This is a genomic window from Streptomyces sp. NPDC056373 (assembly GCF_042262425.1).
Taxonomy (GTDB): domain Bacteria; phylum Actinomycetota; class Actinomycetes; order Streptomycetales; family Streptomycetaceae; genus Streptomyces.
In genome coordinates this window covers 122,245-140,600 of the sequence record NZ_JBHJPX010000021.1, presented here as the reverse complement: position 1 = coordinate 140,600, position 18,356 = coordinate 122,245, and the positions used below count along the sequence as shown (strand labels likewise).

The following is an 18,356-nucleotide window of genomic DNA, read 5'->3' as shown; positions in this document are numbered from 1 at the left end:
CGCCCGGTTACATTCCGAACCCGGAAGCTAAGCCTTTCAGCGCCGATGGTACTGCAGGGGGGACCCTGTGGGAGAGTAGGACGCCGCCGAACAATCATTGAAAGGGTTGGACCCGGAACTTCGGTTTCGGGTCCAACCCTTTTTTGTTCCACGTCACTTGAAGTTCACGTTGTGCGAGCAGCATCCACAGTATGGGTACTGCTGCAATGCTCAGGGCCGCCGGTGTCGGACTCGGTGACGAGGTCGTCGTGCCGGCCTTCGGGAACGTCGAGGTCGCCGAGGCCGTGGCCAAAGCCGGGGCTCTTCCGGTGTTCGCCGACATAGACCCCGCCACCTACTGCCTCGACGTCGCTGCCGTGGAAGCGGCGGTGACTCCGCGGACCGCGGCCGTGGTGGCCGTGCACCGCTTCGGGCGACTCGCCGACATTCCCCGGCTGCACGCACTCGGGCAGCGGCACGGACTGCTCGTTCTGGAACAGGGTGAGTCCGAAGCGCCGTACGACGAGATAGCCCAGCGCAGGGAGCGCGCGGCCTACCTGCACGCCAAGTTGAGGGGTGTCCGGGCGCCGGAGGACGGAGATGGGCACACCTATCAGCAGTACGTCGTGCGGGTTCCCGGCAATGGCCGACCCGATCGGGATGCGTTCGCGCGGGCCGTGCGCGCCAAGGGAGTTGAGTGCCGCGTTCCGGTGAAGACCCCCGTGCACCGGCTGCCCGAATTCAGGCGGTGTGTATCCCTGCCCGAGACCGAACGGGCCTCCGACGAGACGCTGGCCCTGCCGGTGGACGCGTCGCTGACCAAGCGCGACATGCAGCGCGTCGTGTCCGCCTGCAATGCCCTCGGAGGACTTCTGCAGCCTGCCTTCTGACGCGGTTGGGAGCACGGCTCTGTTCGGGGTATGATCTATTCCGTTGCCGCGGGGGAGACCTCGCAAGCAACAGGCCCCTATAGCTCAGTCGGTAGAGCGTCTCCATGGTAAGGAGAAGGTCAGCGGTTCGATTCCGCTTGGGGGCTCCACCAAAAAGGCCCCACCCTCACGGGTGGGGCCTTTCGCGTTCTCCTAGTCCTTCTGAAGGCCCGGGACACGCATGGCCAGGATCGCCATGTCGTCCGACGGGGCGTCCGAAGCGAAGCGTTCCACCGCGCGCATGATGCGCGCCGCGACCGCGCCGGCCGTCAGGCCCGTGCAGGTCGTGAGGACGTCGGCGAGGCCGTCGTCGCCGAGCATGCGGGCGCCCTCCCGTCGTTCGGTGACGCCGTCCGTGACGCACAGCAGGACATCGCCCGGGTCGAGGGTGACGGTCTGCTCGTAGAGCTCCAGGTCCTCGATGACGCCGAGGAGCGGCTGGGGCTCCGCGGCCGGTTCGACCGAGCCGTCCTGGCGCAGGCGCAACGGGAGCGGGTGTCCGGCGCAGACCACCTTCAGTTGCGCGCTGCCGTCCTCCTGGGGGCGCATCTCGCCGTAGAGGAGGGTGAGGAAGCGGCTGCGGGCGCCTTCGTCGAGAATGGCGGAGTTGAGGCGCTCGAGGACCATCGGGCCGCTGAGGCCCTCGCGGGCCAGCAGGCGCAGGGCATGACGTGCCAGGCCCGTGACCGCCGCCGCGTTCGGGCCGGTGCCGCAGACGTCGCCGATGGCGAAGCCGTAGGCACCGTCGCGGATAGGGAAGACGTCGTAGAAGTCGCCGCCGACCTCGTTGCCCTCGCCGGCGGCGCGGTAGATGACCTCCACCTCGACGCCGTCGATCAGCGGCAGCTCCGGGGGCAGGAGGCTGCGCTGGAGGGACTGGCTGATCGCCGTGCGCTCCGAGTAGAGGCGGGCGTTGTCCAGGGCCAGGGCGGCTCGGCGGGAGAGGTCCTCGGCGAGTTCCAGGATCTCCTGGCGGAAGTGCTCGTCGGTCGGCTTGCCGAGGGTCAGCATGCCGATGACACGGTTGCGCGCGACCAGGGGAAGGACGACGGTCTCGCCGCCGACGGCGGAGGCGGTGGCGAGGGTGGGGCCGATGCCGGGTGTGACCTGGCGGGTCGGGCTGCCGCTGAGGCCGAGGCTGCGCATGGAGGTGCGCAGGGCAGCCTGGTGGGCGACCTCGCCGGGGGCCGTCCACACGCGGGCGCCCGGGGTGGGGACCGGGTCGGGCGGGGGGACCTTCGACAGCAGGGACTTGATGCCGTCGATGAGTTCCTCGTCCTCGTGGAGGACGTAGGAGAGGTAGGGCTCGGAGGCCTGGTCGGCGATCGTGTAGACGGCGCACCAGGTGGCGAGGGTCGGGACCGTCATCTGGGCCATCAGGGCGAGCGTCTGGTCACGATCCAGGGTGCCGGCCAGCAGGTCGGACGCTTCGACGAGGAAGCTGAGGGAGCCGCGGCGCAGGCGTTCCAGTTCGCCCAGGCGGGCCGATTCGACGGCGAGAGCGATGCGGTCGGCGGCGAACTGGAGGCGCAGGGCCTCCTCGTTGGAGTATCTGGCGGGCGCTTCGGCGGCGACGCCGAGAGAGCCGGTGAGGCGGCCCTCGACCTTCAGCGGGACGGTGACGACCGAGCGCATACCCGTGCCGTTCAGCAGCGGTACCGCGCCGGGGACCGCGCTCAGATCGTCGTGGACGGCGGGCATGCGGGCCGAGCCGTAGCGGCCCGGGCCGGCTTCGACGGGGACGCGGGCGAAGCGCTGACGGGCGGAGGGCAGGCCGGTGGAGGCGCGGACCTCCAGTTCCGTCTCGTCGTCGGTGGCCAGCAGGAGGAACGCCGAGTCGCCGTCGAGCATGTCGCGGGCACGTTCGACCGTGCGCTGGAGAAGGCCGTCGAGGTCGTCCGGGGCGGGGGAGCCGATGAAGACTTCGAAGGGGTCCGTGCTCTGGCCCTCGGCGCCGGTCGAGGTGTCGGAGCCGGGGACGCGCAGGGGCGTCTGCAGAACTGCCCGTTCGTGGTCCCGTACCAGGAGGCACACGGTTGACGGCTCGCCGCCGGTGTCGCGGACGCGCAGGTGGGAGGCGTAGACGGGGGTGACGCGGCCGGTGGCCGCGCGGATGCCGTAGCTGCCTTCCCAGCGGGACAGACGCAGGGCTTCCGCGATGCCGGTGCTGGTGCCCGGAGTGTGGGGCCAGGCAGCGAGGTCGGTCAGGGGTTTGCCGGTGACCTGCTCGGCGGGGTAGCCGAAGAGCTCCTCGGCGTCCTCGTTCCAGGCGGTGATGTGACCGGTGCGGTCGATCTGGATGACGGCGACGCGGACCCGGCCGTCGGCGAGGGGGAGGAGGTCGGAGGGGAGGGCCGGGCCGGCGGCGCGGGTGCCCACCGCGCGTGCGGGCAGGTCCAGTTGGAACCAGACGGTTTTGTGGGTGGGGATGTACTCGACGCCCCAGCGGCCGGCGAGGGCCGCACACAGCTGGAGTCCTCGGCCGCCTTCGCGGTCCGGGCTGCCCATGTTGATGGCCGTGGCCTGGAGGGGGATCTCGCGTTCGGGGTAGCGGTCGGCCACCTCGATACGTACGCCGTCGTCGCTGCGCAGGCAGAGCACGTCGGCGGAGGTGCCGGCGTGAACCACGGCGTTGGTCACCAGTTCGCTGGTGAGAACGACGGCGTCGTCCACGATGTCGGCGAAGCCCCAGCCCTGGAGGGTGTCGCGGACGAAGGAGCGGGCGCTCGCGACCGATCGCCCGACGGGCTCGAAACTGGCGGCCGCGCGCGCGGTGATCACAGAACTCCTCGACCGGTTCTCGACGTGCTGGGCTGCGGGGCCGACCGGCTCGCGCCGCTGCTGCGGCAGGCTGCCCGTCGGCCGGGGGTCCGGGGGCTGTCCCCCGGGGATCAGTCCGGTGGTCATGTTGTGTGCGGCCGCCCCTCCGATGCCCGCTCGTCTTCGTGCCACCGCCCAGGCCGGACGGACCGGCGCGGCTGGACAGCCGGATGCAAGGTTACTTACCTTCGCGGTCCGTGCGGGTGCCGGTCTGCAGTGTTTCCGTCCGGAGGGTGTGCGGACGATGTGCGAAGCTGCCGAACTGTTATGGCCTGGTTCGGCCAGGGTGAAACACTGGGCAAGCTTCCTGTGAAGGTCCGGGCAGGCTGTGTGCCCGATGGTGACCGTGGGCAGCAGCCCCCGTGGAAGCGGCCTGGTATGCAGGGCAGAGAATACGCAGTAGTAACTGGTACGGCGAGCGTGGTACCCGAACACAGCAGTGACGGTCGATCCCTGCGGGAGGGACACAGTGGAGTCTGGCGCAGCGACGCGTGGCAAGAAGACGCGCGCGAAAGGCGGACAGTCCCCGGTCAACCAGGGCAAGGTGCGCAGCGGCACGACCGAGGTGGACACGGCCGCCCTGAACCGGCTGATGGCTGCCCTGGTGTCGATGCGGGACGGGAACTTCCGCAAGCGGCTCACCGTGTCGGGCGACGGCGTGATGGCCGAGATCGCGGCGGTCTTCAACGAGGTGGCCGACCGCAATCTGCATCTGACGGGTGAGCTGTCGCGGGTGCGGCGGATGGTGGGCCGCGAGGGCAAGCTCACCGAGCGGCTGGAGACGGGTGCCTGCGAGGGCTCCTGGGCGACGGCGATCGACAACGGCAATGCCCTGGTGGACGACCTGGTACGGCCGGTCTCCGAGGTCGGCCGGGTGCTGTCGGCGGTGGCGGAGGGTGATCTGTCGCCGCGGATGGAGCTGCGGACGCAGGTGCCGGACGGCAACAGTCAGCCCCTGCGGGGCGAGTTCCTGAAGGTCGGACGGACCGTCAACAATCTGGTCGACCAGCTGTCGACGTTCACCGACGAGGTCACGCGTGTGGCCAGTGAGGTGGGCACCGAGGGCAAGCTGGGCGGGCAGGCCCGGGTGCGGGGCATGTCGGGTTCCTGGCGGGATCTGACGGACTCCGTCAACACGATGGCGTACCGGCTGACGGCCCAGGTGAGGGACATCGCCCTGGTGACGACGGCGGTGGCCAAGGGTGATCTGTCGCGGAAGGTCACGGTCCAGGTCGCCGGCGAGATGCTGGAGCTGAAGAACACCGTCAACACGATGGTGGACCAGCTGTCGGCGTTCTCCTCCGAGGTGACGCGCGTGGCCCGTGAGGTGGGTACCGACGGCGCGCTGGGCGGTCAGGCGCAGGTGCCCGGGGTCGCGGGAGTGTGGAAGGAACTCACCGATTCCGTGAACACGATGGCCGGGAACCTCACGGCTCAGGTGCGCGGGATCGCCGAGGTGACGACGGCGGTCGCCAACGGTGACCTGTCGCGCAAGGTGACGGTGCAGGCGCGCGGTGAGGTCGCGCAGCTCGCCGAGACGATCAACCAGATGACCGAGACGCTGCGGATCTTCGCCGACGAGGTCACGCGCGTGGCCAACGAGGTGGGTGCCGAGGGACGGCTCGGCGGACAGGCGAACGTGCCGGGCGCGGCGGGGACCTGGAAGGACCTGACGGACTCCGTCAACACCGTCTTCAGGAACCTCACCACGCAGGTGCGGGACATCGCCGCCGTGACGACGGCGGTGGCCAACGGTGACCTGTCGCAGAAGGTCACCGTCGATGTGGCCGGCGAGATGCTGGAGCTGAAGAACACCGTCAACGGGATGGTGGACCAGTTGTCCGCGTTCGGTGCCGAGGTCACGCGTGTGGCGCGTGAGGTCGGTGTCGAGGGTGAGCTGGGCGGTCAGGCGCAGGTGCCGGGTGCGGCCGGCACGTGGAAGGACCTGACCGACTCCGTCAACACGGCGTTCCGGAACCTCACCGGACAGGTGCGGAACATCGCGCAGGTGACGACCGCGGTCGCCAACGGTGATCTGTCGCAGAAGGTCACGGTCGACGTCTCCGGCGAGATGCTCAAGCTGAAGAACACCGTGAACACGATGGTGGACCAGCTGTCGTCCTTCGCCGACCAGGTGACCCGGATGGCCCGGGACGTGGGCACCGAGGGGCGCCTGGGTGGTCAGGCCCAGGTGGACGGCGTGTCGGGCACGTGGAAGGAGCTCACGGACTCCGTCAACTCCATGGCGGGCAACCTCACCTCCCAGGTGCGCAACATCGCGCAGGTGACGACGGCCGTGGCCCGGGGTGACCTGTCGCAGAAGATCGACGTCGACGCGCGCGGGGAGATCCTCGAACTGAAGAACACCATCAACACGATGGTGGACCAGCTCTCGGCCTTCGCCGACCAGGTGACGCGGGTGGCGCGTGAGGTGGGTACGGACGGGCGGCTGGGCGGTCAGGCGCAGGTGCCCGGGGTCGCCGGTGTGTGGCGGGATCTGACGGATTCTGTGAACGGCATGGCCGGGAACCTCACGGCGCAGGTGCGGAACATCGCGCAGGTGGCGACCGCCGTGGCCCGGGGTGACCTGTCCCAGAAGATCACCGTGGACGCGCGCGGCGAGATCCTGGAGCTCAAGAACACGCTGAACACGATGGTGGACCAGCTGTCGTCGTTCGCCCAGGAGGTCACGCGAGTGGCCCGTGAGGTGGGTACGGAGGGCATCCTGGGCGGTCAGGCCGAGGTGCAGGGTGTGTCCGGCACCTGGAAGGACCTCACCCAGTCCGTGAACGGCATGGCGAACAACCTGACCATCCAGGTGCGCAACATCGCCGAGGTCACGACCGCGGTCGCCCGGGGCGATCTGTCGAAGAAGATCACCGTGGACGCCAAGGGCGAGATCCTCGAGCTGGTGACGACCGTCAACACGATGGTGGACCAGCTCTCGTCCTTCGCCGAGCAGGTGACCCGGGTGGCCCGTGAGGTGGGCACCGAGGGCATCCTGGGTGGTCAGGCGCACGTGCCGGGTGTCACGGGCATCTGGAAGGACCTGAGCGACAACGTCAACCTGATGGCGAAGAACCTCACCACTCAGGTGCGGAACATCTCCCAGGTCTCCGCGGCGGTCGCCAACGGTGACCTGACGCGGCAGGTCACCATCGAGGCGCGCGGTGAGGTCGCGCAGCTCGCCGACACCATCAACACGATGGTGAAGACGCTGAGTTCGTTTGCCGAGCAGGTCACCAAGGTGGCCCGTGAGGTGGGCACGGACGGCATCCTCGGCGGGCAGGCGCACGTACCCGGTGTGGCGGGGACGTGGAAGGACCTGACCGAGTCCGTGAACCAGATGGCGTCCAACCTGACCGGTCAGGTGCGCAACATCGCCATGGTGACCACGGCCATCGCCAAGGGCGACCTGACGAAGAAGATCGACATCGATGCGCGCGGCGAGATCCTGGAGCTGAAGACGACCATCAACACGATGGTCGACCAGCTGTCGTCCTTCGCCGAGGAGGTCACCCGGGTCGCCCGCGAGGTGGGCACGGAGGGCCAGCTCGGCGGCCAGGCCCGCGTGCGTGACGTGGACGGCACCTGGCGGGACCTGACCGAGTCGGTGAACGAGATGGCCGGGAACCTGACCCGGCAGGTGCGTGCCATCGCGCGCGTGGCGACCGCGGTGACCCGCGGTGATCTCAATCTGAAGATCGACGTGGACGCGTCCGGGGAGATCCAGGAGCTCCAGGACTACATCAACAAGATGATCGCGAACCTGCGCGACACCACGATCGCCAACAAGGAGCAGGACTGGCTCAAGGGCAACCTGGCCCGGATCTCCGCGCTGATGCAGGGCCGCCGGGACCTGGAGGACGTGGCGTCGCTGATCATGAGCGAGCTGACCCCGGTCGTCTCCGCGCAGCACGGCGCGTTCTTCGTGGCGATGCCGCTCGTCGACGGCGAGGACATGAGCGCCGCGGACGAGGACCAGTACGAGCTGCGCATGCTCGGCAGTTACGGCTACTCGATGGGCTCCATGCCGACGTCGTTCCAGCCCGGTGAGGCGCTGGTCGGGACGGCTGCCGAGGAGAAGCGCACGATCCTCGTGGAGAACGCGCCGAGCGGCTATCTGAAGATCTCCTCGGGGCTCGGCGAGGCACCGCCCGCGCAGGTGATCGTGCTGCCGGTGCTGTTCGAGGGCAGCGTGCTCGGGGTCATCGAGCTGGCGTCCTTCACGCCGTTCACGCAGATCCAGAAGGACTTCCTGAACCAGATCGCCGAGATGATCGCGACCAGCGTCAACACCATCTCCGTCAACACCAAGACCGAGCTGCTGCTGGCGCAGTCGCAGGAGCTGACCGAGCAACTGCGGGAGCGTTCGGCCGAGTTGGAGCAGCGGCAGAAGGCCCTCCAGGCGTCCAACGCCGAACTGGAGGAGAAGGCCGAGCTGCTGGCCCAGCAGAACCGCGACATCGAGGTGAAGAACACCGAGATCGAAGAGGCGCGGCAGGTCCTGGAGGAGCGTGCCGAGCAGCTCGCGGTGTCGATGCGCTACAAGAGCGAGTTCCTGGCGAACATGTCGCACGAGCTGCGTACGCCGCTCAACTCGCTGCTGATCCTGGCCAAGCTGCTCGCCGACAACGCCGAGGGGAACCTCTCCCCGAAGCAGGTCGAGTTCGCCGAGACGATCCACGGGGCCGGTTCGGACCTGCTGCAGCTCATCAACGACATCCTCGACCTGTCGAAGGTCGAGGCGGGCAAGATGGACGTCTCCCCGACGCGGATCGCGCTCGTCCAGCTCGTGGACTACGTGGAGGCCACCTTCCGGCCGCTGACGGCGGAGAAGGGCCTGGATCTGTCGGTGCGGGTCTCCCCGGAACTGCCCGCGACGCTGCACACCGACGAGCAGCGGTTGCTGCAGGTGCTGCGCAACCTGCTGTCGAACGCGGTGAAGTTCACCGACTCCGGCTCGGTGGAGCTGGTCATCAGGCCGGCGCGGGACGACGTGCCGCAGCGGATCCGGGAGCAGCTGCTGGAGACCGGGTCGCTGACCGATCCGGAGGCCGAGCTGATCGCGTTCTCCGTGACCGACACGGGGATCGGCATCGCCTCCAGCAAGATGCGGGTGATCTTCGAGGCGTTCAAGCAGGCCGACGGCACGACCAGCCGGAAGTACGGCGGTACCGGCCTCGGGCTGTCCATCTCGCGGGAGATCGCGCAGCTGCTCGGCGGTGAGATTTACGCGCAGAGCGAGACGGGCCGCGGCTCGACGTTCACGCTGTATCTGCCGCTGCACCCCAGTGAACTGCCGCCCCAGGGCTATCAGCAGCAGCTGCCCGCCCTGGAGGCCGGTGACCTGGTGGCGTCGACGACCGACCTGTCCGAGCTGTCGGACGTCGAGGCCGAGACACCGGCCGAGGTGACGTCGTACCGCGAGACGCAGAACGGGCCCGCCGCCCTGTTCCGTCGGCGTCGCAGGATGCCCGAGCTGCCGCCGCGCCCCGCGCAGCTGGAGCAGTGGGCCCCGGCCGAGCAGGATCCGGCGCCGAAGCCGAACCGCGGCATCCGGTTCGGCGGCCAGAAGGTCCTGATCGTCGACGACGACATCCGCAACGTCTTCGCCCTGACCAGCGTCCTGGAGCAGCACGGCCTGTCGGTGCTGTACGCCGAGAACGGCCGGGAGGGGATCGAGGTCCTGGAGCAGCACGACGACGTGGCGGTCGTGCTGATGGACATCATGATGCCCGAGATGGACGGTTACGCGACGACCAGTGCGATCCGCAGGATGCCGCAGTTCGCCGGGCTGCCGATCATCGCGCTGACCGCCAAGGCGATGAAGGGCGACCGGGAGAAGGCGATCGAGTCGGGCGCCTCCGACTACGTGACGAAGCCGGTCGACCCCGATCACCTGCTGGCGGTGATGGATCAGTGGATGCGAGGGGAATGAGGGGAACGTTGGGCAGTTGCGCGACCATGACGGGAAGGTTCGGTGTTCACGCGGAGTTGCCGACTCGGTGTGCGCATAGTCGTGTAGAAGTACAAGATCTGGGGAACCTTCTGGTCTCCTGCTGCGTTTCTGCTACGTGCACAGTGACATCACGGTGACAGGGTGTGGCGACGGGCAGGGTGCGGCTACGATGACCGGCACAAGGACGGGCGGCGCAAGGGAGTCGTCCCCTGGGGTGGCACCCACCGGTGCTGCCGCAGGTCCTGCGGACAGGGGAGGCCCCACGCCGGGGCGAGGAGGGCGGGCCATGGTGCAGAAGGCCAAGATCCTCCTGGTCGATGACCGGCCGGAGAATCTGCTGGCGCTGGAGGCGATCCTCTCTGCGCTCGATCAGACGCTGGTGCGGGCATCGTCCGGGGAGGAAGCGCTCAAAGCGCTGCTCACGGACGACTTCGCGGTCATCCTGCTGGATGTCCAGATGCCGGGTATGGACGGCTTCGAGACGGCCGCGCACATCAAGCGCCGTGAGCGGACCCGGGACATCCCGATCATCTTCCTCACGGCGATCAACCACGGCCCGCACCACACCTTCCGGGGTTACGCGGCGGGCGCGGTGGACTACATCTCCAAGCCGTTCGACCCGTGGGTGCTGCGCGCGAAGGTCTCGGTCTTCGTCGAGCTGTACATGAAGAACTGCCAGCTGCGGGAGCAGGCGTCGCTGCTGCGGCTCCAGTTGGAGGGCAACGGCAAGGACGCGGGCGGCGAGGCCAAGGAGTCGGCCGGACTGCTCGCGGAGCTCTCCGCACGGCTCGCGGCCGTCGAGGAGCAGGCCGAAGCGCTGACCAAGCAGCTCAACGACGAGTCGACGGACGCCGCCGCGGTGGCCACGGCGGCTCATCTGGAGCGCAAGCTCACGGGGTTGCGGCGGGCGCTGGACGCGCTGGAGCCGGGCACCGGGAGCACCTCCTCGGTGTCCTCGCAGAACTGACGCGTGCGCAGGCGGGATTGTCCGCCGTGACCGCGCGTCAGTTTCGCGCCTCTCCCGAAGCGACACGAACGGGTGAAGCCGTGGACACGCGTGTCCCCTGTCGTCTCCCCCGGTAACCTCACACCCATGGCCTCACGTCCCTCCGCAGCCAAGAAGCCGCCGCCCGCGAAGAAGGCGGCCGCGAAGGCTCCGGCGAAGAAGGCCGCCGCCAAGAAGGCTCCCGCGAAGAAGGCGCCCGTCAGGAAGGCCGCGGCCAAGAAGGTCGCGCCCAGACCGGCCCCCAGTCCCACCGGTGGCATCTACCGGCTCGTGCGTGCCGTCTGGCTCGGTGTGGCGCACGCCGTCGGCGCGGTGTTCCGGGGCATAGGGCAGGGTGCCAAGAACCTCGACCCGGCCCACCGCAAGGACGGTGTCGCCCTGCTGCTGCTCGGCATCGCGCTGATCGTCGCCGCGGGCACCTGGGCCGACCTCAAGGGCCCCGTGGGCGACCTCGTCGAGATCCTGGTGACCGGCGCCTTCGGCCGCCTCGACCTGCTCGTGCCGATACTGCTCGCCGTCATCGCCGTGCGGTTCATCCGGCACCCGGAGAAGCCCGAGGCGAACGGACGCATCGTCATCGGCCTGTCCGCGCTCGTGATCGGCGTGCTCGGCCAGGTCCACGTCGCGTGCGGCTCACCCGCGCGTGGCGACGGCATGCAGGCCATAAGGGACGCCGGGGGACTCATCGGCTGGGCCGTCGCGACCCCGCTGTCGTACGCCATGGGTGACGTGCTCGCCGTACCGCTGCTGGTGCTGCTCACGGTCTTCGGGCTGCTGGTCGTCACCGCCACCCCGGTCAACGCCATCCCGCAGCGGCTGCGGCTGCTCGGGGTGCGTCTCGGGATCGTCCGCGACCCGGCCGAGGACGAGTTCGGCTTCGCCGAGGACGACGAGCGCTACGAGGAGCAGTGGCGCGAGGCGCTGCCCGCGCGCCCGCGCGGCCGGCGCGCGCCGGCGCCCGAGGCGTACGACCCCGACGGTGCCGAGCAGGAGGCGCTCACGCGGCGCCGAGGCCGTCCGCGCCGCTCGGCGGTACCGCAGCCCGACATGGACCGGCCCAGGGACGCCGTGGACGTCGCCGCCGCGGCGGCCGCCGCCCTCGACGGAGCCGTGCTGCACGGCATGCCGCCGTCGCCGGTCGTCGCCGACCTCACCCAGGGCGTACGGGTGGGGGACCAGGAGGCGACCACCCCGACGCCCGTCCCGGCCGCCCGGCCGCAGCAGGACAAGCTCAAGAAGGACACCAAGCCCGAGCAGGAGGATTCCGGCCCGCAGAAGCCCAGGGCGGGCGTCCGCGACCTCACCAAGGCCCCGCCCTCCGAACCGCGCGACCTGCCCCCGCGCGCGGAGCAGCTCCAGCTCTCCGGCGACATCACGTACTCCCTGCCGTCGCTGGACCTGCTGGAGCGTGGCGGCCCCGGCAAGGCGCGCAGTGCCGCCAACGACCTCATCGTCGAGTCGCTGACGACGGTCTTCACCGAGTTCAAGGTGGACGCGAGCGTCACCGGCTTCACCCGGGGCCCGACGGTCACGCGCTACGAGGTCGAGCTCGGCCCCGCCGTGAAGGTCGAGCGGATCACCGCGCTGACGAAGAACATCGCCTACGCCGTCGCCAGCCCGGACGTGCGGATCATCAGCCCCATCCCCGGCAAGTCCGCGGTCGGCATCGAGATCCCCAACACCGACCGCGAGATGGTCAACCTCGGTGACGTACTCCGTCTGGCGGAGTCCGCCGAGGACGACGACCCGATGCTGGTGGCCTTCGGCAAGGACGTCGAGGGCGGCTACGTCATGCACTCGCTGGCGAAGATGCCGCACATGCTGGTCGCCGGCGCCACCGGCTCCGGCAAGTCGTCCTGCATCAACTGCCTGATCACCTCGGTCATGATGCGGGCGACCCCCGAGGACGTGCGGATGATCCTGGTCGACCCCAAGCGGGTCGAGCTGACCGCGTACGAGGGCATTCCGCACCTGATCACACCGATCATCACCAACCCCAAGCGGGCCGCCGAGGCGCTCCAGTGGGTCGTACGCGAGATGGACCTGCGCTACGACGACCTGGCCGCCTACGGCTACCGGCACATCGACGACTTCAACAAGGCCGTGCGCGAGGGCAAGGTCAAATCGCCCGAGGGCAGCGAACGCGAGCTCCAGCCCTACCCGTACCTGCTGGTCATCGTGGACGAGCTCGCCGACCTGATGATGGTCGCGCCGCGGGACGTCGAGGACGCGATCGTGCGCATCACGCAGCTCGCGCGCGCGGCCGGCATCCACCTGGTGCTCGCCACGCAGCGGCCGTCGGTGGACGTCGTCACCGGCCTGATCAAGGCGAACGTGCCGTCACGCCTGGCATTCGCCACGTCCTCGCTGGCCGACTCGCGGGTCATCCTCGACCAGCCCGGCGCCGAGAAGCTCATCGGCAAGGGCGACGGGCTGTTCCTGCCCATGGGCGCCAACAAGCCCACCCGTATGCAGGGCGCCTTCGTCACCGAGGAGGAGATCGCGGGCGTCGTCCGGCACTGCAAGGACCAGATGACGCCCGTTTTCCGGGACGACGTCGTCGTGGGCACCAAGCAGAAGAAGGAGATCGACGAGGACATCGGGGACGACCTCGACCTGCTGTGCCAGGCGGCCGAACTGGTCGTCTCCACGCAGTTCGGGTCGACGTCCATGCTCCAGCGCAAGCTGCGTGTCGGCTTCGCCAAGGCCGGGCGGCTGATGGACCTGATGGAGTCCCGGAACATCGTCGGACCGAGCGAGGGTTCCAAGGCTCGTGACGTTCTTGTGAAGCCTGACGAGCTGGATGGCGTGCTCGCGCTGATCCGGGGGGAGTCTGAAGGGTAGGAAGCGCGACACGGTGGTCGCCGCACGGGGCGTTACGGCAATCGGGTCCGGATCGTGACTCACCCGTAAGGGATCATCGAGCAACCGTTTCCCTTCGGCGTACGTCAAGTTGAGCGAAGCGACAAGCAGCGACCCCACCATCGGAATGTCGGGCCATTCCGATGGCGTACAAAGTGACACCGCCCGGTTGCCCCACCCTTTTGGTACCCCCCTAGACTGAACTTCCAGCACAGGCGGCTACACGCTCGAAAGGCGCCCCCGTGTCCATCGGCAACTCCCCTGAAGACGAGCGTCCGTTCGAAAACGAGCACGTCGAAGCAGACCGCGAGGAAGCCCGCCCCTCCATCGGCCATGTCCTGCAGCAGGCTCGTATCGCCGCCGGGCTGACCGTCGACGACGTCAGTAGCGCCACCCGGGTCCGCATGAACATCGTGCACGCGATCGAGGCGGACGACTTCGCCCCCTGTGGTGGGGACGTCTACGCCCGTGGGCACATCAGGACCCTGGCCAAGGCCGTCCACCTCGACCCCGGGCCGCTGCTCGCCCAGTACGGCGACGAGCACGGCGGGCGGCCGGCGCCGACCCCGGCGGCTCCCCTCTTCGAGGCGGAACGCATCCGTCCGGAGCGGCGGGGCCCCAACTGGACCGCCGCCATGGTCGCCGCGATCGTCGCGGTGATCGGTTTCGTCGGCTTCACCATGTTCCAGGGCGGCGACGACAACGCCAACGAGGCGAACGTGGCCGAGGGCTCCACGCCCAGCGACTCCGCCTCCCCGACCACCAAGACCAAGAAACCCGCCGACGCCGAAGCCGAGCCCTCGGACAGTGCCATCGCCGCCGCGCCGCAGGACAAGGTGACGGTCCGCGTGGCCGCCGCCGACGGCCGCAGCTGGATCGCCGCCAAGGACCACAACGGCCGGATGATCTTCGACGGCGTCCTCAAACAGGGCGACACCAAGACCTTCCAGGACAGCTCGAAGGTCCAGCTCGTCCTCGGGGACGCCGGCGCGATCGACCTCTTCGTCAACGGCAAGAAGATCGAAGAGGACTTCCAGCCCGGGTCCGTCGAACGCCTGACGTACACGAAGGGCGATCCCGAAGCCGGGTGATCGGACCGAAAGGTCCAGTTGATGCGGGGTTGGCCGGGAAACGGCCAACCCCGTCGACATGGGGTGTCAGCGGGACGAAGTAGTCTTGAGCCCATGCCTGAACGCCGTACCGTCGCACTCGTCACCCTTGGCTGCGCCCGTAACGAGGTGGACTCGGAGGAGCTCGCAGGCCGTTTGGAGGCGGACGGCTGGCAGCTCGTGGAGGACGCCGAGCAAGCGGACGTCGCCGTCGTGAACACCTGCGGCTTCGTCGAAGCCGCCAAGAAGGACTCCGTCGACGCCCTCCTCGAAGCCAACGATCTCAAGGGGCACGGCAGAACCCAGGCCGTCGTGGCGGTGGGCTGCATGGCCGAGCGGTACGGCAAGGACCTCGCCGAGGCCCTCCCCGAGGCCGACGGTGTGCTCGGCTTCGACGACTACTCGGACATCTCCGACCGCCTGCAGACCATCCTCAACGGCGGCATCCACGCCGCCCACACCCCGCGCGACCGGCGCAAGCTGCTGCCGATCAGCCCGGCGGAGCGCCAGGAGTCGGCCACCTCGGTCGCCCTGCCCGGGCACGGACCGGCCGAGCCCGCCGTGGCGCCGGCGGATCTTCCGGAGGGTCTCGCTCCCGCATCGGGCCCGCGCGCGCCCCTGCGCCGCCGTCTGGACGGCTCCCCGGTCGCCTCGGTGAAGCTGGCCTCCGGCTGCGACCGCCGCTGCTCCTTCTGTGCCATCCCCTCCTTCCGCGGCTCCTTCATCTCCCGGCGCCCGAGCGACGTGCTCAACGAGACGCGCTGGCTGGCCGAGCAGGGCGTGAAGGAGATCATGCTGGTCTCCGAGAACAACACCTCCTACGGCAAGGACCTCGGCGACATCCGCCTCCTGGAGTCGCTGCTGCCCGAGCTCGCCGAGGTCGACGGCATCGAGCGCGTCCGCGTCAGCTACCTCCAGCCGGCCGAGATGCGGCCCGGCCTCATCGACGTACTGACCTCGACCCCGAAGGTCGCGCCCTACTTCGACCTGTCCTTCCAGCACTCCGCGCCCGGCGTGTTGCGCGCGATGCGCCGCTTCGGCGACACCGACCGCTTCCTGGAGCTGCTCGACACCATCCGGAGCAAGGCGCCGGAGGCGGGTGTCCGCTCGAACTTCATCGTCGGCTTCCCCGGCGAGAGCGAGGCCGACCTCGCCGAGCTGGAGCGGTTCCTGAACGGCGCGCGGCTGGACGCCATCGGCGTCTTCGGCTACTCCGACGAGGAGGGCACCGAGGCCGCGACCTACGACGACAAGCTCGACGAGGACGTCGTCGCCGAGCGCCTGGCCCACATCTCCCGCCTGGCCGAGGAGCTCGTCTCGCAGCGCGCCGAGGACCGGGTCGGCCAGACCGTACGGGTCCTCGTCGAGTCCGTCGACGAGGACGGCGTGTACGGCCGTGCCGAGCACCAGGCGCCCGAGACGGACGGCCAGGTGCTGCTCACGAGCGGCGCGGGTCTGCGTATCGGCCGTATGGTCGAGGCGAAGGTGGTCGGTACGGAGGGTGTCGACCTGGTGGCCGAGCCGCTGCAGGGCTCGCTCACGTCGCCTGCGTGGAGTGAGGAGGCGGGCAGATGACCGGTGTACCGGCATCCGCGGCGGGAGGCGCCTCCGGCGCGAGGAGGGCCGCGGCCGGTGCGGCCGCCATGACCTCGGCGGCCTCCGGCAAGGCTCCAGGAGCCGCGACCGCTCGGTCGGCCGAGGGCGCGGCGACCGGTACGGGACATGCCGGGGCGGCCGACGCGGGGCCCGGTGAGGCCGCAGGTGCAGGTCCCGGTGGGGCTCCGGACGCGGAACACGGCGGGGCTGCCGGTGCGGTGCCCGATGGGGGCGCCGGTGCGCTGCCCGGTGTCGGTGAGGCCCTCCTGGACGAGGACGCCGGTGTCGACGCCCAGGGTGAGGGGAAGACCCCGCGGGGCGGGAAGATCGCTGCCGCGGCCGTCAACCAGGCGAGCGTCTGGAACATCGCCAACCTCCTGACCATGCTCAGGCTGGTCCTCGTACCGGCCTTCGTGGCGCTGATGCTCGCCGACGGCGGCTACGACCCGGCGTGGCGCTCCCTCGCCTGGGCCGCCTTCGCGATCGCCATGATCACCGACCTGTTCGACGGTCATCTCGCACGCACGTACAACCTGGTCACGGACTTCGGGAAGATCGCCGACCCCATCGCCGACAAGGCGATCATGGGTGCGGCGCTGATCTGTCTCTCCGCGCTGGGCGACCTGCCGTGGTGGGTGACCGGCATCATCCTCGGCAGGGAACTCGGGATCACGCTGCTGCGTTTTCTGGTCATCCGGTACGGCGTCATTCCCGCCAGCCGCGGAGGCAAGCTGAAGACGCTCACCCAGGGCGTGGCCGTCGGCATGTACGTGCTGGCGCTGACGGGGTGGCTGGCGACCCTGAGGTGGTGGGTGATGGCCGCGGCGGTCGTGCTGACCGTGGTGACCGGACTCGACTATGTGAAACAGGCCATTGTCTTGCGCAGGCAGGGAATCGCCGAGCGCAAGGCCGCGTTGGAGGAGAAGGAAGCGTGAGTTCCACGGCCACCGACGTGGTGCGACTACTCACAGTGAAGGGCGAGACGCTCGCCGTCGCGGAGTCGCTGACCGGTGGCCTCGTAGCGGCGGAGATCACGTCGATCCCCGGAGCGTCCAAGGTCTTCCGCGGCTCCGTGACCGCGTACGCCACCGAGCTGAAGCACGACCTGCTCGATGTCGACGCCGCCCTGCTGGCGACCCACGGAGCGGTGGACCCGCAGGTCGCAGCGCAGATGGCGGCGGGGGTGCGTAAGGCGCTCGGCACCGACTGGGGCATCGCGACCACTGGTGTCGCGGGCCCCGAGCCGCAGGACGGGCAGCCCGTGGGCACGGTCTTCGTCGCTGTGGACGGACCGGTTGCGGCGGATCCCGGTTCTGCCGGCGGCGGAAAAGTGGAGGCTCTGCGGTTGAACGGCGGCCGCGCGGAAATTCGTAGAGAGAGTGTACGGAGCGTACTCGCACTGCTCCTGAAGGGGCTTGCGGGCGAACAGACTGGGAATGAGCGGGCACAGGATACGGAACGGAACGGGGGGTTTTGATGTTTGCAGCCCTGAGTGAACACGACATCGCTCCCCGCACGGCCGCGGCGCAAGGCGGTACGGTGGGGCGTAATGGATGCGGCTACGCGGTCCGAGGAGGGAGCCACCGATGATTCTGCTCCGTCGCCTGCTGGGTGACGTGCTGCGTCGGCAGCGCCAGCGCCAGGGCCGTACTCTGCGCGAAGTCTCCTCGTCCGCCCGAGTCTCACTCGGCTATCTCTCCGAGGTGGAGCGGGGGCAGAAGGAGGCTTCCTCCGAGCTGCTCTCCGCGATCTGCGACGCGCTGGACGTACGGATGTCCGAGCTCATGCGGGAAGTGAGCGACGAGCTCGCCCTCGCCGAGCTGGCCCAGTCTGCAGCGGCCACCCCCAGCGAGCCTGTACCCACGCCGGTTCGCTCGATGCTGGGTTCCGTCTCGGTGACCGGTGTGCCACCGGAACGGGTGACCATCAAGGCGCCCGCCGAAGCGGTGGACGTCGTCGCCGCGTGAGGCATCGCGCCTGCGCGGCATGAGTCGAACGGCGCCTACCGGGCGCTGAGAAGTGGTGAGGCCCCGGCCGGGCCTCTCCGGGAGATCCGGAGAGGCGTCGCCCGGGGTTTTCGCTTGCCTGGGGCG

Annotated in this window: 10 protein-coding genes, 1 tRNA gene and 1 rRNA gene; 11 read left to right on the top strand and 1 reads right to left on the bottom strand. The window is 69.4% G+C overall.

All coding sequences use genetic code 11. The annotated features are described in order from the left end of the window. The 3 genes from rrf to ACFCXS_RS34855 form a co-directional block, all read left to right on the top strand. Positions 1-92: ribosomal RNA gene (rrf, locus tag ACFCXS_RS34865) — 5S ribosomal RNA — on the top strand; the annotation flags it as partial. Positions 93-206: 114 nt separating this feature from the next. Next, positions 207-869 (top strand): DegT/DnrJ/EryC1/StrS family aminotransferase, encoded by a 663-nt coding sequence (locus tag ACFCXS_RS34860; RefSeq protein WP_376647376.1) that lies wholly within the window; start codon positions 207-209, stop codon positions 867-869. A 73-nt stretch (positions 870-942) separates the two neighbouring features. Then, a tRNA-Thr gene (locus ACFCXS_RS34855) sits at positions 943-1,018 on the top strand. Positions 1,019-1,061: 43 nt separating this feature from the next. Here the strand turns inward: ACFCXS_RS34855 and ACFCXS_RS34850 are convergent. Next, positions 1,062-3,815, bottom strand: coding sequence for a SpoIIE family protein phosphatase (locus tag ACFCXS_RS34850; protein WP_376647372.1), 2,754 nt, complete (start codon positions 3,813-3,815; stop codon positions 1,062-1,064). Positions 3,816-4,197: 382 nt separating this feature from the next. On the opposite strand from ACFCXS_RS34850, the gene ACFCXS_RS34845 reads away from it, so the two are divergent. The 8 genes from ACFCXS_RS34845 to ACFCXS_RS34810 all read left to right on the top strand — a co-directional run bounded on the left by ACFCXS_RS34845 (position 4,198) and on the right by ACFCXS_RS34810 (position 18,230). Next, on the top strand, positions 4,198-9,669 hold the full coding sequence (locus ACFCXS_RS34845; RefSeq protein WP_376647371.1) for a HAMP domain-containing protein: 5,472 nt from the start codon (positions 4,198-4,200) through the stop codon (positions 9,667-9,669). A 307-nt stretch (positions 9,670-9,976) separates the two neighbouring features. After that, positions 9,977-10,657 carry a two-component system response regulator gene (locus tag ACFCXS_RS34840; RefSeq protein WP_030853408.1) on the top strand — a complete coding sequence of 227 codons (681 nt, stop codon included), beginning with the start codon at positions 9,977-9,979 and terminating at the stop codon, positions 10,655-10,657. Positions 10,658-10,783: 126 nt separating this feature from the next. Then, complete coding sequence (locus ACFCXS_RS34835; protein ID WP_376647370.1) at positions 10,784-13,540, top strand: DNA translocase FtsK; 2,757 nt, start codon at positions 10,784-10,786, stop codon at positions 13,538-13,540. A gap of 260 nt (positions 13,541-13,800) precedes the next feature. Beyond that, complete coding sequence (locus ACFCXS_RS34830; RefSeq protein ID WP_376647369.1) at positions 13,801-14,649, top strand: helix-turn-helix domain-containing protein; 849 nt, start codon at positions 13,801-13,803, stop codon at positions 14,647-14,649. Between the two features lie 93 nt (positions 14,650-14,742). Next, positions 14,743-16,242: a 30S ribosomal protein S12 methylthiotransferase RimO gene (gene rimO, locus ACFCXS_RS34825; RefSeq protein WP_376647368.1), complete on the top strand. Its 1,500-nt coding sequence runs from the start codon at positions 14,743-14,745 to the stop codon at positions 16,240-16,242. Continuing rightward, positions 16,239-17,198, top strand: a complete 960-nt coding sequence (gene pgsA / locus ACFCXS_RS34820) for a CDP-diacylglycerol--glycerol-3-phosphate 3-phosphatidyltransferase (RefSeq protein ID WP_376647367.1) — start codon at positions 16,239-16,241, stop codon at positions 17,196-17,198. The genes rimO and pgsA overlap by 4 nt, the downstream gene beginning before the upstream one ends. Continuing rightward, a complete protein-coding gene (locus tag ACFCXS_RS34815) occupies positions 17,195-17,740 on the top strand; it encodes a CinA family protein (protein ID WP_376647366.1) in 546 nt (181 codons plus the stop codon). Before pgsA ends, ACFCXS_RS34815 begins: the two co-directional genes overlap by 4 nt. A gap of 109 nt (positions 17,741-17,849) precedes the next feature. Then, entirely contained in the window at positions 17,850-18,230 is a 381-nt protein-coding gene (locus tag ACFCXS_RS34810) for a helix-turn-helix domain-containing protein (RefSeq protein ID WP_033314530.1), read from the top strand. Positions 18,231-18,356 lie beyond the last annotated feature (126 nt).

Excerpts from the sequence above, each read along its gene's own strand:
- ACFCXS_RS34860 (WP_376647376.1), top strand. The coding sequence starts at position 207 with ATGCTCAGGGCCGCCGGTGTCGGACTCGGTGACGAGGTCGTCGTGCCG.
- ACFCXS_RS34850 (WP_376647372.1), bottom strand. The coding sequence starts at position 3,815 with ATGACCACCGGACTGATCCCCGGGGGACAGCCCCCGGACCCCCGGCCG.
- ACFCXS_RS34840 (WP_030853408.1), top strand. The coding sequence starts at position 9,977 with ATGGTGCAGAAGGCCAAGATCCTCCTGGTCGATGACCGGCCGGAGAAT.
- ACFCXS_RS34835 (WP_376647370.1), top strand. The coding sequence starts at position 10,784 with ATGGCCTCACGTCCCTCCGCAGCCAAGAAGCCGCCGCCCGCGAAGAAG.
- rimO (WP_376647368.1), top strand. The coding sequence starts at position 14,743 with ATGCCTGAACGCCGTACCGTCGCACTCGTCACCCTTGGCTGCGCCCGT.
- pgsA (WP_376647367.1), top strand. The coding sequence starts at position 16,239 with ATGACCGGTGTACCGGCATCCGCGGCGGGAGGCGCCTCCGGCGCGAGG.
- ACFCXS_RS34810 (WP_033314530.1), top strand. The coding sequence starts at position 17,850 with ATGATTCTGCTCCGTCGCCTGCTGGGTGACGTGCTGCGTCGGCAGCGC.